At 69.7% G+C, this 14,312-nt stretch carries 14 protein-coding genes; 7 read left to right on the top strand and 7 right to left on the bottom strand.

Annotation, left to right across the window (positions count from 1 at the left end; all coding sequences use genetic code 11):
* Positions 1–29: 29 nt before the first annotated feature.
* Positions 30–3,242 (bottom strand): NACHT domain-containing protein, encoded by a 3,213-nt coding sequence (locus tag GR130_RS36975; protein ID WP_159508739.1) that lies wholly within the window; start codon positions 3,240–3,242, stop codon positions 30–32.
* A gap of 594 nt (positions 3,243–3,836) precedes the next feature.
* Between GR130_RS36975 and GR130_RS36970 the strand changes: the two genes are divergently transcribed.
* Positions 3,837–4,535 (top strand): M23 family metallopeptidase, encoded by a 699-nt coding sequence (locus GR130_RS36970; RefSeq protein WP_159508737.1) that lies wholly within the window; start codon positions 3,837–3,839, stop codon positions 4,533–4,535.
* Here GR130_RS36970 and GR130_RS36965 read toward each other — a convergent pair.
* On the bottom strand, positions 4,517–5,131 hold the full coding sequence (locus GR130_RS36965; protein WP_159508736.1) for a TetR/AcrR family transcriptional regulator: 615 nt from the start codon (positions 5,129–5,131) through the stop codon (positions 4,517–4,519). The two genes, GR130_RS36970 and GR130_RS36965, sit on opposite strands and share 19 nt — an antisense overlap.
* A gap of 193 nt (positions 5,132–5,324) precedes the next feature.
* Between GR130_RS36965 and GR130_RS36960 the strand changes: the two genes are divergently transcribed.
* On the top strand, positions 5,325–6,932 hold the full coding sequence (locus GR130_RS36960) for an MDR family MFS transporter (RefSeq protein WP_159508734.1): 1,608 nt from the start codon (positions 5,325–5,327) through the stop codon (positions 6,930–6,932).
* Positions 6,933–6,987: 55 nt separating this feature from the next.
* Here GR130_RS36960 and GR130_RS36955 read toward each other — a convergent pair whose 3' ends face one another.
* Together GR130_RS36955 and GR130_RS36950 are read right to left on the bottom strand one after the other, a co-directional pair.
* Complete coding sequence (locus tag GR130_RS36955) at positions 6,988–7,209, bottom strand: DUF397 domain-containing protein (RefSeq protein WP_159508732.1); 222 nt, start codon at positions 7,207–7,209, stop codon at positions 6,988–6,990.
* Positions 7,187–8,041, bottom strand: coding sequence for a helix-turn-helix domain-containing protein (locus GR130_RS36950; RefSeq protein ID WP_159508730.1), 855 nt, complete (start codon positions 8,039–8,041; stop codon positions 7,187–7,189). Before GR130_RS36950 ends, GR130_RS36955 begins: the two co-directional genes overlap by 23 nt.
* A gap of 119 nt (positions 8,042–8,160) precedes the next feature.
* Here GR130_RS36950 and GR130_RS40120 point away from each other — a divergent pair, with 119 nt between their 5' ends.
* The 4 genes from GR130_RS40120 (at position 8,161) to GR130_RS36935 (ending at position 11,364) form a co-directional block, all read left to right on the top strand.
* Entirely contained in the window at positions 8,161–8,355 is a 195-nt protein-coding gene (locus tag GR130_RS40120; protein ID WP_201305107.1) for a hypothetical protein, read from the top strand.
* Positions 8,355–8,723, top strand: coding sequence for an ATP-binding protein (locus GR130_RS36945; RefSeq protein WP_201305106.1), 369 nt, complete (start codon positions 8,355–8,357; stop codon positions 8,721–8,723). The genes GR130_RS40120 and GR130_RS36945 overlap by 1 nt, the downstream gene beginning before the upstream one ends.
* Before the next feature lie 130 nt (positions 8,724–8,853).
* Positions 8,854–10,002: an SPFH domain-containing protein gene (locus GR130_RS36940; protein WP_236573828.1), complete on the top strand. Its 1,149-nt coding sequence runs from the start codon at positions 8,854–8,856 to the stop codon at positions 10,000–10,002.
* Positions 10,003–10,026: 24 nt separating this feature from the next.
* The gene (locus GR130_RS36935; protein ID WP_201305105.1) at positions 10,027–11,364 is read left to right on the top strand and encodes a hypothetical protein; all 1,338 of its coding nucleotides are present in this window, start codon (positions 10,027–10,029) and stop codon (positions 11,362–11,364) included.
* Positions 11,365–11,478: 114 nt separating this feature from the next.
* Here GR130_RS36935 and cseC read toward each other — a convergent pair whose 3' ends face one another.
* The 3 genes from cseC to GR130_RS36920 are packed head-to-tail and all read right to left on the bottom strand — an operon-like array spanning position 11,479 to position 14,144.
* The gene (gene cseC / locus GR130_RS36930) at positions 11,479–12,783 is read right to left on the bottom strand and encodes a two-component system sensor histidine kinase CseC (RefSeq protein WP_159508728.1); all 1,305 of its coding nucleotides are present in this window, start codon (positions 12,781–12,783) and stop codon (positions 11,479–11,481) included.
* Between the two features lie 8 nt (positions 12,784–12,791).
* Positions 12,792–13,499: a two-component system response regulator CseB gene (gene cseB, locus GR130_RS36925; protein WP_159508727.1), complete on the bottom strand. Its 708-nt coding sequence runs from the start codon at positions 13,497–13,499 to the stop codon at positions 12,792–12,794.
* Positions 13,500–13,508: 9 nt separating this feature from the next.
* Positions 13,509–14,144, bottom strand: coding sequence for a hypothetical protein (locus GR130_RS36920; RefSeq protein WP_159508726.1), 636 nt, complete (start codon positions 14,142–14,144; stop codon positions 13,509–13,511).
* Between GR130_RS36920 and GR130_RS36915 the strand changes: the two genes are divergently transcribed.
* Positions 14,137–14,286 carry a hypothetical protein gene (locus GR130_RS36915; RefSeq protein WP_159508725.1) on the top strand — a complete coding sequence of 50 codons (150 nt, stop codon included), beginning with the start codon at positions 14,137–14,139 and terminating at the stop codon, positions 14,284–14,286. The genes GR130_RS36920 and GR130_RS36915 overlap by 8 nt on opposite strands.
* Positions 14,287–14,312: the final 26 nt, after the last annotated feature.

Genomic DNA, 14,312 nt, shown 5'->3' with positions numbered 1-14,312 from the left:
TCCGGGGCGGTTTTGTGTTTGAGGGTCCTTTACGTGCGGGGGCGGGGGTAGTGGGTGACGTTGAGATGGGGTGGGAGGGGGTAGGCGGGGGAAGGGGCGAGGTAAGAGAGATAGAGGTCCCGTAGGGCGGGGAGGGTCTCCATGGGGGAGAGATCGACGAAGCCGCCGATCAGGCCGTAGAGCTGGAGCTTGCGGACGTCGGGGAAGGCCGGGAGGGCGGTGCGCAGCTGCTCGGTCAGTTCGGCCGGGGAGCGGCGTGCCAGATTGAGCAGGCTGAGCTTCTTCACCTGCGGCAGTGCCAGGCCAGGAGGAACACGCAGACCGTTCTCGCCCTCCGCCAGGCCGAAGGAGAAGTCCTCCAGCTCGGTCAGGTCACAGAGCGCACGCCACTGGTCCTCGGCGAAGTCGTCGGTGAGGTGCCGCAGCTGCATGCTTGTCAGACGTGGCCACGAGGCGATGCGCGTGAAGTCGGGGTGAATGCGCTGCCCGAGGCTCAGGTGGACCAACGGAGCGTCTGCCGGGAAGGCGTCCAGGCCCTCGGGCGGAAGCGGGACATAGACAATCAGGGACCGGAGATGGCGCAGGCCGTCGAGCCCGCGGGGCGTGCGCACGCCTCTGCCGTCCGCCCCGCTGATGCTCAGGAACCATAGACGCAGGTCCGCGAGGGGCGTGGCATCGTCGACCGCGGGACAGTCCCGCAGGGTGAGCGACCTCAGTTCGGGGAAGTCCCGGAGGAACGCGAGATCGCTGACCGCCGGGTTGTCGTCGAGCATGAGGTGGGTGAGCTGCTCGGGGTGGAGTGCGTCGAGGAGTTCCCCGGGCGTGAACCGGCCCCTCACGGTCGTCATCGGGTGACCGCCGAGTGCTTTGAGGGCAGCCAGCTCGGCGGGGTTGGTGACGGTGATGTGAACATCGGTGCCGACGTGCCGGATGATTTCCTCGGCGTAGCGGCCGGTCTCGAACGCCGGCCAGTGGAGGCTGAGTTGGCCACGGACGGTGATCTCGGGGTGGTACCGGAAGCGCTTGATGCATTCCAGGGCGGCGTCGGAGCCGATGGACGCGGCGGTGGCCACCACTTCCTGTGCCTCGTCGACCTCCAGGCCGTCCGGGCCGGGCAGGAGTTCCAGGACGATGGGGCCGGCCGCGGCCAGCAATTCCGACTCCTCGCGGGTACGCGGCGGCAGGATCGCCTTCGCGCGGGAGTTGACCTCCTCGCGGACCCCCGGGTCCAGTTCCGTCGCGTGTTCCAGGCAGGCCACGGCGAGGAGATGGACGCGGAGGCGGGCGCCCGGGTCCTCCAGACCGTCGCCCTTGGTGACCAACTCCCTTAGCAGATCAGCCCGTTCGCGGGGGCGGGCGTGGGCCACCGCCATGCGGATGACGTCCTCCCACTGGGAGTCCGCCGCATGCTCCACCAGCAGGCCGAAGTCGCCCTCCTCGATGGCGGCCCTGGCGCCCAGGTAGTCCTGGAAGGTGCGGTGCACGAAGTCCACGGAACCGGGGGCGGGTTCGCGCAGCAGGCCGCTGCGGAGGAGGAGGTGGCGGAAGACGGCGGGGGCCGGGCCCTGGGACGCGGCGGCGGGGACGGCGGGGAGGGCGTCGGCGACGAGGCGTTCGGCGCGGTCGCGGTCGAGTTCGGTGCGGCCGTTGCGGATCAGCCAGTAGGCCAGGCGCTGGAGGAGCTGGATCTGCGGCTCGTCGCTCAGCTCGACGCCGTCCGGGCCGCGCATGTCGCGTTCCCGGTCGCGGCGGGAGAGGAGCATGTTCAGGGCGGCGTCGTAGAGCTCCTTGCGGCCGTGCGGGAGGTAGCCGCGGCGGTCGCGGTGCAGGGCGCAGATCAGGCCGCACATCAGGGGGTTGGTGGCGAGCCGGCCGAGGTCGGGCTTGGTGCGGACGGCGGTGAGGAGGGACTGCTCGTAGGCGTCGAGGCGGTCGGTGTCGTCGGCGTCGTGGCGCGCGGCCCGGTGCCAGCGTCCGATGAACGCGGCGACCTCGTCGCGGCTCATGGGGGAGAGCGTCAGCTCGTCGAAGCCGTCGGCGGCCAGCCAGTCCTCGCGTACGGCGGAGGGGCGGGTGGTGACCAGCCAGAGGTTGCCCGGGTAGGCGTCGAGCAGATCGCGCAGCCAGCTGCGGGCGTGGTCGCGTTCGCGTTCCGGGATCTCGTCCAGGCCGTCGACGAGGAGGAGGCCGCGGCCGGAGGCGAGGACGCGTTCCGCCCAGCCGTCGGGCTGGGAGCCGGAGACCGGGCAGCCGGTGGCGGTCAGGAAGCGGTCGGGGGTGGGGAGGACGGAGCCGGAGCGGGTGAGGGTGCGGAGCGGGAGGACGAAGGGGATGCGGCCGTAGAGGTGGGGGAGGGTGGTCTCGCCGACGGGCCGGGTGCAGGAGACGGCCAGCCACTGGACGAGGGTGCTCTTGCCGGAGCCGGCTGTGCCGCGGAGGAGGACCCGGGAGCGGCCGGCGAGGGCCTGGTCGGCGGGGACGGTGGCACGGGGCGGAAGGTCCTCGAAGGGGCCTTCCGCGAGGTTCGGGCCGGTCGCCTCCAGGCTCATGTAGGCGGCGTCGAGCGGCCAGCGGTCCGGGGAGTTGTGCAGGTCGATGCCGTAGATGGTGAGGCGGCCGTGCTTGCGGGCGAGGTAGGTGAGGTATCCGCGCTCGAAGGCGGCGTCGGCGGTACGGGGCGACGGATGCCGTTCGAGGAACTCGTCGACGATCTCGATCAGCGCGTCCAGGCTGCGGCTCTGCTGGACCAGGGTGCGGGCGACGAACGTCGAGCGCTGGGTGAAGAAGTGGACGATGTGCAGGCAGGCGGTGTCGACGAGGGTCTGGTGGAGGAGTTCGGCGTCCCGGGACAGCTCGCGGGCCGCCTGCGGGGCGGCGGCCGTCAGGCGCTCCGCCAGGGCGGTGGCGCCGAGGGCGACGGCCTGGACGTCGTCCATGTCGAGGGTGCCGAGGCCGGCGAGGGTGGCGGCCAGGGCGTCGGCGACGGCGGTCTCCTCGTCCTCGGGGACCGGGCCCTCTCCGGGGCCGGCGGACCGTACGGCGCGCCGCACCAGCTCCGCCGCCAGTTTGTGCAGGTCCCGGTCGGTGAGGGTGCGCTGCTCGCCCCGGAAGGAGACCAGGGCGGAGATCCGTACGGGGCGGTCGACGAGGCCGGCGCCCGGCCCCTCCTTGACGAAGAGCTTCTTGACGAGCGGTGCGACGACGCTCGACGCGAGCTTGACGCCTACTGCTGACGGGTCCACCTGCGGTCCGCCCTCCCCCTGTGATGACGCCGGGCCGTGCCGACGCGGTGACGTGTCGGGTCCGGATCAGGCTAGAGCGGTGGGTCGGTGCCGGTCAGGCGCTTTCGGGAATCCGTCGGGTGGAATCCACCGGCGGGAATCCGCCGGGCGGAATTGGGTAACCCAGGTCACATTCGCCGCCGATTGTGCGTAATGCGGGTCACAGTGAATCCCCTTCGGCTGGTGACTTGAGGCACATGGTTTTGGGGCCTACTAGAGGCTTTAGGGGAATGGGGGCGGGGTGGTTCCGGGGGGTCGGATTCCCTGGGGGAGGGGTGCCGGAGCGGGGGTTCGTCGATCGTGGCGCGCGCGGGCCTCGTATGGAGAAATGCCAGGTCATGGGCGGTAGCGCACAGGGCGGTCGGGTCGGTTTGAGGTGGTTTGCCCACGCCTCGGCGGGGGCAGGGCCAGGCCCTTGATCGGCATCCCCGCATACGGACTCCGATAGTAGAAAGGGCCTCTTGGCGTCATGGCGAACGCGGGTTACCAAGGAATGGCGCTCCCGGACCGCAGCCGGGAAAACACCCATTCACTTTCCCTGGAGGGAAAACCCGCATGTCGAAGTTCGCCGCGATACGTAATTCCCGGAAGTCCGCCAAGTCGACCAAGGTCGCGAAGTCGGCGCTGCGTAATCGGGTGGCCGTGGTGGCCGCCGGTGCCGGTATCGCCGCCGCGCTGGGCGCCGGGGTCGCCTCCGCCGCGGACGCCGGGCTGCTGCCTCTGTCCGCCGGCACCAGCAAGGCCGTCAGCGCCCAGGCCGCGGCGCAGACCAAGGCCGTCGCCGACGCCAAGGCGGCCGCGGCGAAGGCCAAGGTGGACGCGGCGAAGATGGCCAACGCCTGGGTGAAGCCGGTCGAGAAGTACGTCCTCGGCGAGCCCTTCGGCATCGCCGGTGTGCACTGGGCCCACAAGCACAGCGGTCAGGACTTCGTCGTGCCGACCGGCACCGCGGTCCACGCCGTGCACAAGGGCACGATCGTCAAGGCCGGTCCGTGGGGCGGCGGCGACGGTCCGGCCTACGGCAACGCGATCGTGATCAAGCACGCCGACGGCATGTACACCCAGTACGCGCATCTCTCAAAGATCGAGGTCCACGTGGGCCAGCAGGTCGCCACCGGCCAGCAGATCGGTCTCTCCGGGAGCACCGGCAACTCCACCGGTCCCCACCTGCACTTCGAGGTCCGCACCGGCCCCAACTACGGGTCGGGCATCGAGCCGACCGGATTCCTGCGGGCTCACGGCGACGCCGTCTGAGCTGAATCCGGCCGGGCTGGCCGGCGGCTCGGCGGGTTTGCCGCCGTGACCAGTTCCGTGGCGACCCTGAGGATGGCCTCGCGCTTCTCCTCGGGGTCGCCCACGACGTTCTGCATCGCGAACATGCCCGCATGTATCGAGAACAGCGCCGTGATGCAGCGCACCTGGTCCACCATCTCGGCGTCGGGCTCCTTGAGCAGGTCGTAGAGCGTCAGCATCCGCTGCTTGAAGCGCTGGCCGATGGTGAGGTCCCGCACGGTGGCCTGGTTTTCCTGCATGAAGCGGAAAAGGGCCTCGGAGGAGCGCAGCGACTCGCTGTAGCGGCGGACCAGCTCCTGCTTGGTCTCCAGGGTCCGCGGCTGCCCCTCGGCCCAGGCGATCAGCTCGTCGATGGGCCTGCACAGGTCCTCGAAGAGGCTGATGATGATGTCTTCCTTGGTCTTGAAGTGGTAGTAGAGCGCCGCCTTGGTGACCTCCAGCCGCTCGGCGATCTCGCGCAGCGAGGTCTTCTCGTAGCCCTGTTCCGCGAACAGCTCCAGAGCGACGTCCTGAATGCGCTGGCGGGTGTTGCCCCGGCGCGGGTGCGGTGTGCCCATTGGTGCTCTCCTGCGGTGACTGCGGTGTCGTTGCCGGCTGACGGCCTGCCCGTCCAGCAGACACTGCCCCGCTGGTCAGGCGCTACCCACCCGGGCCCCAAGAAACTTACTTGACGCCCGGCTAGTTGCTCTCTATCTTACGTAGCGTATCGAACTAGCCGGGCGGCAAGTAAGTAAGAAAGATGGGGAAGTGATGGGGAAGTCGCGGACAGCGGCCCCGACGGGGGACATATCGGAGCAGAGTACGGGCAGAAAGCCCGCCAGCGTACGGACGGTGGTCTTCGCGCTGATGATCGCGATGCTCCTCGCGATGCTGGACAACATGATCGTCGGCACCGCGATGCCGACGATCGTCGGTGAACTGGGCGGGCTGGCGCACCTGTCCTGGGTGGTCACCGCCTACACGCTGGCCACGGCCGCGTCGACGCCGATCTGGGGCAAGCTCGGCGACATGTACGGGCGCAAGGGCGTCTTCCTCACGTCCATCGTGCTCTTCCTGATCGGCTCCGCGCTGTCCGGCATGGCGCAGGACATGAACCAGCTGATCGGCTTCCGGGCCGTCCAGGGCCTGGGCGCGGGCGGTCTGATGGTCGGCGTCATGGCGATCATCGGCGACCTGATCCCGCCGCGGGAGCGCGGCAAGTACCAGGGCCTGATGGCCGGCGTCATGGCCGTCGCGATGATCGGCGGGCCGCTCGTCGGCGGCACGATCACCGACCACCTCGGCTGGCGCTGGAGCTTCTACATCAACCTGCCGCTCGGCGCGATCGCGCTGATCATGGTCACCGCGGTGCTGCACCTCCCGAAGAAGCGCTCGCGCACCCGCATCGACTACGCCGGCGCCGCGCTGCTCACGGTCGGCATCACCTCGCTCGTACTGATCACCACCTGGGGCGGCACCCAGTACGCCTGGCTCTCCGGCCAGATCGTGGGCCTGGGCATCCTCGGCGTCGTCGCGCTGATCGCCTTCCTCTTCGTCGAGCGCAAGGTGAGCGACCCGGTCCTGCCGCTGCACATCTTCCGCAACGGCAACTTCTCGCTGGTCACGGTCATCGGTTTCCTGGTCGGCTTCGTGATGTTCGGCTCGATGACGTTCCTGCCGCTGTTCCAGCAGTCCGTGCAGGGCGCCTCGGCCACCAACTCCGGTCTGCTGCTGCTCCCGATGCTGCTGTCGATGATGGTGGTCTCGCTCGTCGCGGGCCGGGTCATCACCCAGACCGGCAAGTACAAGATCTTCGTGACCCTCGGCGGCGCGCTGATCACCGTCGGCCTGGCCCTGCTCGCCCTGATGGACACCGACACCACGCGCTTCACGTCCGGTGCGTACATGGCGGTGCTCGGCGCCGGTATGGGCTGCCTGATGCAGACCACGATGCTCATCGCGCAGAACAGCGTGGAGATGAAGGACATGGGCGTCGGCTCCTCGTCCGCGACGCTGTTCCGTACGATCGGCGGCTCCTTCGGCGTGGCGATCCTCGGCGCGATCTTCACCAACGAGGTCCAGTCGACGATGGTCGCCCGCCTCGGCAAGGCCGCCGCCGCCAAGATGAACAGCGGCGGCGCCCAGATGGACCCGAAGGGCCTGGCCAAGCTCCCGGCGCCGGTCAAGGACGCGTACGCCCACGCGGTGGCCTCCGGTACGCACCACGTGTTCCTGTGGGGCGCGGCGATCAGTGTCGTGGGGTTTGCCGCCGCCTGGTTCCTGAAGGAGGTCCCGCTGCGGGGCGGTCCGGCGAAGCCGGCGGACGGCGCCGATGCGGATGCTCCTGCGGAGCGGGCGATGGTCGTCGAGGCCGTCTGACGACTACAGAACGGCCCCTGGTGTGCGCATACGTGCACCAGGGGCCGAACTGCGTTCAGGCGCTGGGGAGTCGGCTTCCCTTGACGGCGCCGACGAACGCCGACCACCCGGCGGCCGGGAACACGAGCGCCGGTCCGTGCGGGTCCTTGCTGTCCCGGACGGGGACGATGCCGGGGAGGTCGTCCATGACCTCGATGCAGTCGGCGCCGTCGCCGTTGCTGTAAGTGCTCTTGCGCCAGGTGGCAGTGCTCAGCTCAACCCTGTTGCTGCGCTTCATCTCTGTAGCCCCTTGCCGCTTCCTCGACCATGGCCAGGGACGCCTCAGGCGGCAGTGCGGCGGCCCTGAGCAGATCGTACGACCTCCGAAAGTCCGTCACGAGTGGTGGATAGTCGATGGTTTGGCCGCTGAATTCGCTCTCGATCCAGACGACCGGCGGTGTGTCGGGAAAGGTCATGACCTTGGCCAGTCCCTGCATCAGGGGGTGCGTGGCCGTCGTTCGCGGGACGATCTGCAGAACGCCTTGGGTGGAGCGGATCACGTCGAGGATGTGTTCCAGCTGCTCGGCCATCCCGGCGGGCGGGAGCACCAGTTTGCGGATCAGTTCTTCGCGCAGGATTGCCCAGTAGTAGGGACGCCCCTTGCGCTTCCAGATCTCCGCGCGCTTCAGTCGTGCGCGGACCTTCTCTTCGACGCCCTCCGGCTCTGACCATGGCCTTGTCGTTTCGCAGAGCTTTCGGACGTATGCCTTGGTCTGCAACAGACCGGGGATGACGAACGGTGCCCAGTCCTCGATCGTTGTAGCGGTCTTCTCCATGTCGGGGATTTCCGCGAAGTACGCCGGATGCCCGGACCGCCGGGCCTTTGCCGCATCTTCGCAACGGCGCTGGAAGAAGCCGTCCGTGTTGAGCTTCTTGTCGACGTGGACGGCGAAGTCCATCGGCATCGCGCGCTCGCCGCGTTCGATCTGGCTGAGCAGGGAGATGCCGCGGAAGGCGCCTTCCGCCAGCTGTTCGAGGGTGAGGCCCGCTTTCTCTCTGCGGTAGCGCAACTCTGCGCCGTAGAAGCTCTGGACGCTCGCGGAGGGATCCGGGTCCTTGCGAGGAGGCATAACTCACCGCCACTACTTGCTGGTTGCGCGCGTGCAACGCGATTCCCTTCCCAAGCCACGCCGCCCGACGTCACTCTGTGAGCGATTGGTCACAATGCGCACAGGGAAGGTGAACGGCCATGGACGACGTGCAGGAATGCGCCGAAGGGCTCAAGGTCGCGCTGAAGGCGAACGGGATCACGCTCCCCTCCCTCGGCGTCGATATGCCCTCGTTCGCGGGGGATTACCCGCCTCCGCTCGTCGCGCTGGGCAACTGCAACATGGCCACCGCGCGCAGGCTCGCCGAGGTGCTGCACAAGGCGGCGGCGCGGTGATGACGGTCCGGCTGCTGGCCGTGCCGAAGGAGGTGCCGTTGCTGCGGCAGGCGGTGAGGGCGCATCTCGGTACGGCGGCGGCGTCCTGCGAAGTGGAGCTGTGTGTGAGTGAGTTGGTGGGGAATGTGATTCGGCATGTGGGGGAGGGGACGCCGGTCGTCGTTCATGTCGCCAGGGCCGGGGACGGGCGGATGCGCGTCGAGGTGACCGATCCGGACCCGCGGGCGCTGCCCGTGCTGCTGCGGGCCGCCGTGGACGACGAGAACGGGCGGGGGATAGCGCTGCTGGACGCCGTTGCGCTCCGTTGGGGCGTACGGCAGGGAACGGTGGGTAAGACGGTCTGGTGCGAGGTGGCGGGGGCGGGCTGAGCCCGCGCGCCGCGCCTTCGGGCCGCAGCCCTAGTATGGCTCGGACGTATAAGCGAAGGGACTCCGCCGCCGCCACCGCAGGCCCGGCTGGATCAGCCCGGATGAACGGGGGGTACTTCTCGTGGGCTTCATGGACCGTGTACGCGGCGAGTTCATCGACATCCTGGAATGGACGGACGACAGCCGGGACACGATCGTCTGGCGTTTCCCGCGCTACGAGAACGAGATCAAGATGGGCGCCAAGCTCATCGTGCGCGAGTCGCAGGTGGCGGTCTTCGTCAATATGGGCCGGATCGCGGATGTCTTCGCGCCGGGCATGTACGAGCTGCAGACGGGGAACCTGCCGATCCTGTCGACGCTGCAGGGCTGGAAGTACGGCTTCCACTCGCCGTTCAAGGCGGAGGTCTACTTCGTCACCACCCGGCAGTTCACGGACATGAAGTGGGGCACGCAGAACCCGGTCACGGTGCGGGACCCGGAGTTCGGCATGGTGCGGCTGCGGGCGTTCGGCGGCTACGCGGCGCGGGTGACCGACCCGGCGAAGCTGCTGACCGAGCTGGCCGGCACCGACCCGATGTTCCGCACCGAAGAGGTCGAGGAGTACTTCCGGCAGCTGATCGTCGGCAAGCTCGGCACGCTGCTGGGGAGTTCGGGCATTCCGATGCTCGACCTCGCCGCGCGCCAGGCCGAGCTGGGCGACCGGCTGGGCAAGATGCTGACCGACGAGCTGGCGGCCTCGCACGGCATCTCGATCCCGAAGTTCATCATCGAGAACATCTCGCTGCCGCCCGAGGTCGAGCAGGCCATCGACGCCCGCAGCCGCATGGGCATCATCGGGAACCTCGACAACTACGCGCGCATGCAGGCCGCGGACGCGGTGCGGGACGCGGCGAACAACCCGGGCGGCGCCGGGGAGGGCATCGGCCTGGGCCTCGGCATGGCCGCGGGGCAGCAGATGGCGCAGGCGTTCGCGACGCCGCAGCAGAGCCAGCCGGTACAGCAGCAGCCGTACGCGCCCGCCGCGCCGGCGCCGGGCGGCGGGGCCGTTCCGCCGCCGCTTCCCGGTCAGCAGCAGTACCAGTGGTACGTCGCCGTGGACGGGCAGCAGCAGGGCCCCTACGACCATGCGACGTTCACCGGGCACATCGGCTCGGGGGCCGTACGGGCCGGGATGCTCGCCTGGCGGGACGGTATGGCCAGCTGGCAGCCGGTGGAGAACGTGCCGGAACTCGCCCAGCACTTCCGCGCCACTCCGCCCCCGCTGCCGCCGCAGGCGTAACCGACCGCAGGAGCCGGTGACCCCATGAGCTATCAGCCGTACCAGCCTCAGCAGCCCTATGGCCAGCAGCCCAACCAGCAGCAGCCGTATCCGCCGCAGCAGCCCTACCCGCAGCAGCAGGCGTATCCACAGCAGCAGCCGTACCCGCCGCAGCCCAACCAGGGGCAGCCGTATCCGCCGCAGCAGGGGTACCCGCAACAGCAGGGGTACCCGCAGCAACAGCAGCAGCCGTACCAGCAGCCTCAGCAGCCGTACCAGCAGCCGCCGCCGCAGCAACAGCAGTATCAGCAGCCGCCCGCGCAGCCGCAGCAGCCGAGCGAGCCGCAGTCCCCGCAGTCCTACGCGTGCCAGTCCTGCGGTTCGACCTCCGAGTACGCGCCGGGGACGAACGTCCTGCGCTGTCCGCACTGCCGGTTCGAGCAGCCCATCGTCCCGGTCAACCGCGAGGTGCGGGAGCACCCCTGGGAGGAACTGGCGACCCTGGTGCCCAAGCCGCGGGTGTCGGGCGGGCAGATCCTCAAGTGCCCGAGCTGCGGTGCGGCCAACCAGACCGACGCACTGTCCGGCAACTGCCAGTTCTGCGCCACCCCGTTGGTCGCCTCGGCCGCCGAGGACCGGATCGTGCCCGAGGGCGTGGTGCCGTTCCGGGTCGCGAAGCGGGACGTGCACGAGAACCTGCGCAAGTGGGCCCGGTCCCGCTGGTTCGCGCCGAACGCCCTGAAGAAGGTGGGTTCGGCGGAGTCCCTGCACGGGACGTATGTACCGCACTGGACGTACGACGCCCAGACCACGTCCTCGTACAGCGGTGAGCGCGGCGAGGAGTACACCGTCGGGATGGGCGACGACAAGGAGACCAGGGTCCGCTGGTACCGGGTCAACGGCACCGTCAACCGGTTCTTCGACGACGTCCTCGTCCCCGGGGTCGGGACCGTCGACACCAACCGGCTGTCGGCGCTGGAGCCCTGGCCGCTGAAGCAGGCGGTGGCCTACCAGGAGGCGTATCTGGCGGGCTTCAGGACCCTGCGCTACGAGGTCGAGCCGGAGGCGGGTTTCCAGACCGCCCAGCAGAAGATGGCCAAGGTCATCGAGGAGGACTGCAAGCGGGACATCGGCGGTGACCAGCAGCGGGTGCACGCGGTCAACACCAGCTACGGCGCGATGACGTTCAAGCTGATGCTGCTCCCGGTGTGGTTCGCGTCGTACGTCTACAACGGCAAGCAGTGGCAGGTCATGGTGAACGCCGATACGGGCGAGGTCACCGGTGAGCGCCCGTACAGCCCGTTGAAGATCGCCTGCGCGGTCGTCCTGGTGGCGGTGCTGGTGACGCTCTGGTTCGTGCTGAGCCGGCACCACCGGCACTGACACCGGTCCCGTCACCGAGTGGTGAGGCGGCGGTGGGGGTCCTTCGGGGTCCTGACCGCCGCCGCTGCCGTTGGCGGTCAGGAGGCCGTTGGTCGGGGAGCGGTCCGGGAGCCGTCAGCGGTCCGGGAGCTGGATGACCGGGAAGCTGCCGGTCGCCGTCGGGGCGTTCTCCGGGAGCCAGAGGACCGACACGGCGCCCGTGGAGCCGTCCGTCAGCTCGTCGGCGTTGCGGAAGGTGAGGCGGGCGCCGAGCACCCGCGCCTGGCCGGCGGCGATCGTCAGGCCCAGGCCGTGGCCGACACCGGCCCGGTCGCTGCTGCCGGTGCGGAACCGGCTCGGCCCCTCGCGCAGCAGTGCCTCCGGGAAGCCGACGCCGTGGTCGCGGACCCGCAGGACCCGGCCCTCCACGGTGACCTCGATGGGCGGCTTGCCGTGCCGCGCGGCGTTGGCGATCAGGTTGCCCAGGATGCGTTCGAGGCGCCGCGGGTCGGTGGAGACCACCGCGTCCCGCACGATCTCGACCGTGACGTCGGGATCCAGCGCCCGCACCCGGCGGGTGACGAACTCGCCGAGGCAGACGTCCTGGAGCTCGGCCCGCTCCGCGTAGCCGTCGAGGCGGGCCACCTCCAGTACGTCCTCGACGAGGGTGCGCATCGCCTGCGCGCGGTCGCGGACCAGCTCCGACGGCCGTCCGGGCGGCAGGAGTTCGGCGGCGGTCAGCAGGCCGGTCACCGGCGTCCGCAGCTCGTGGGCGATATCGGCGGTCACCCGCCGCTCCGCCTCGATGCGCTGCTGGAGGGCGTCCGACATGGCGTCCACCGCCCACGCCAGATCGTCCGTCTCGTCGTGGACCCGGCCCCTGCCGACCTCGTCGCGTATCCGCACGGACATGTCGCCGTCGGCCAGCTTCCCGGCCGCGGCGGCGGCCTTGCGCAGCCGCTTGGAGAGCCGCCCGCCGACCAGTACGCCGAGCGCGCAGCCGCCGACCACCACGGCCGTGGAGCCGATCAGCAGCGCCTGGTCCAGGTCGTCGAGGACGGCGAAGCGGTCCGGGAAGCGGTCGTGGAGGGAGAGCACCCGCCCGTTGCCGAGCGGGGTGGCGGCCCACACCTCGGGGGCGGTCTGGCCGGTGTCCTGGAGGAAGGTGGCGCGCTCGCCCTCGACGACCTCCTTGCGGAGTGCCTTGGGCAGCGCCGGGTCGTCGATCTTCGCGCCGAACTGGAGGCGGTTGGTGGACTCGAAGATCTTCTGCGTGAAGTTGAGCCGTTCTATTTGCACGTCGCGGCTGTTGTCGAGCATGGAGACGCGGGCGGCGTTGTGCACGACAATGCTCAGCGCCACCGCGACCAGCGCCCCGACGAGCGCGATCGCGGCGCTGAGCTTCCATCTCAGGCCCGTTCGCAGGGCCAGCCGCACCACTGGAGGTCTCAGCCTCTCAGCTTGTATCCGAAGCCGCGGACCGTCTCGATCCGGTCCTGGCCGATCTTGCCGCGCAACCGCTGGACGTGGACGTCGACGACCCGGGTGTCCCCGCCCCAGCCGTAGTCCCAGACCCGCTCCAGCAGCCGGTCGCGCGAGAGGACCGTACCCGGCGCGTTGGAGAACTCCAGCAGCAGCCGCATCTCGGTCGGTGTCAGGGCGACCGTCTCGCCGCCCTTGCGGACCTCCATGCCCTCGGTGTCGACCTCCAGGTCGCCGAAGCGCAGGACCGTCTCTTCGAGGATCTCCTCCTCCGCGGGCCCGCCGCCGGTGCGGTTCTGGCCGGCGTGCCCGAAGCGGCGCAGCACGGCGCGGATACGGGCGACGAGCACCGCACCGTCGAACGGCTTGGTGACGTAGTCGTCGGCGCCGGCCTCCAGGCCCAGCACCACGTCGATGGAGTCCGCGCGCGCCGACAGCATGATCACCGGCACGGTGGACTCGTCGCGGATGCGGCGGCAGAGGCTGACGCCGTCGAGCCCGGGCACCATCACGTCGAGCAGGGCGATATCGGGGCGGTTCGCGCGGAACGCCTCCAGGCCCGCCAGCCCGTCGGGCATGGCGGTGACCACGAAACCGTCCCGTTCCAGAGCGAGTTGGGTGGCTTCGCGGATGACGTCGTCGTCCTCGACGAAGAGGACATGGGTGTCGGCCATGCGGTGGTCTCAGCCCTCCGATCCCGTGCCGTCGTCCGGTGAGGCGCCGGCGGTGGTCTTGCTGTAGTCGGTGTGATACCGGTCGAACTCGGTGAAGCGGTCGTTCGCCCAGCGGTAGGTCATCACATCCTCCCCCGAGGGGCAGCACACCTTGTCGCCCGTGGCGTAGGTCTGCTTGGAGACCTCCAGGTCCCCCTTGTTCACCCCGGCGTACACCGACGGCTGCTCATTGGCGTACACGTTGTCATACCCATCGGGGGCGCCGGCCTGCTCGCGGTAGACGTAGGAACCGAGACCGACCGAATCGGCGCAGGTCATGACGTTGACGATCACGTCGGGGGCGGAGCCGCCGGTGAGCGAGGCGTAGGTCACCTCGACCGGGTAGGCGTCCGCGGCGCACGGCTTGGCGACGGACCGCTTCACGTCCGCGCCGACCTTCGGGTCGTCCTTGAGGAGCTTGACCGCGTTGACCTTCTTGTACTGCGCGGTCGAGCTGGGGGACGGGGACGCGCTCAGCGCACCTCGCGGGGCGGGCGTGTGGGTGGCGGAGCCCTCCTTGCGGACGCCCCCGCCGCCGGGGTTGCAGCCGGCCAGCAAAAGACCGACGGCGGCCACCCCCGCCGTGGCCGCGCCGCCCTTGGTCAAGCCGTTCCTGGTCAGGCTCCTGCCCGGCCTGTATCTGGACAATCCGCTCCCGCTCACCGTGCTGCTCGCACTGCCGCCGATCGCGCCGCTGCCGCGTACCGGGCTGCCGTTCCTCTTGAGATTGTCGCGCGCCTTGCTGTGAGCCGGGCTGTGGCGTCCGTTACGCCG

Origin of the sequence: Streptomyces sp. GS7 (assembly GCF_009834125.1) — a bacterium.
Lineage (GTDB): Bacteria > Actinomycetota > Actinomycetes > Streptomycetales > Streptomycetaceae > Streptomyces.
Note: the sequence above shows the minus strand (reverse complement) of the source record. Positions and strands in the feature narration are given on the sequence as shown.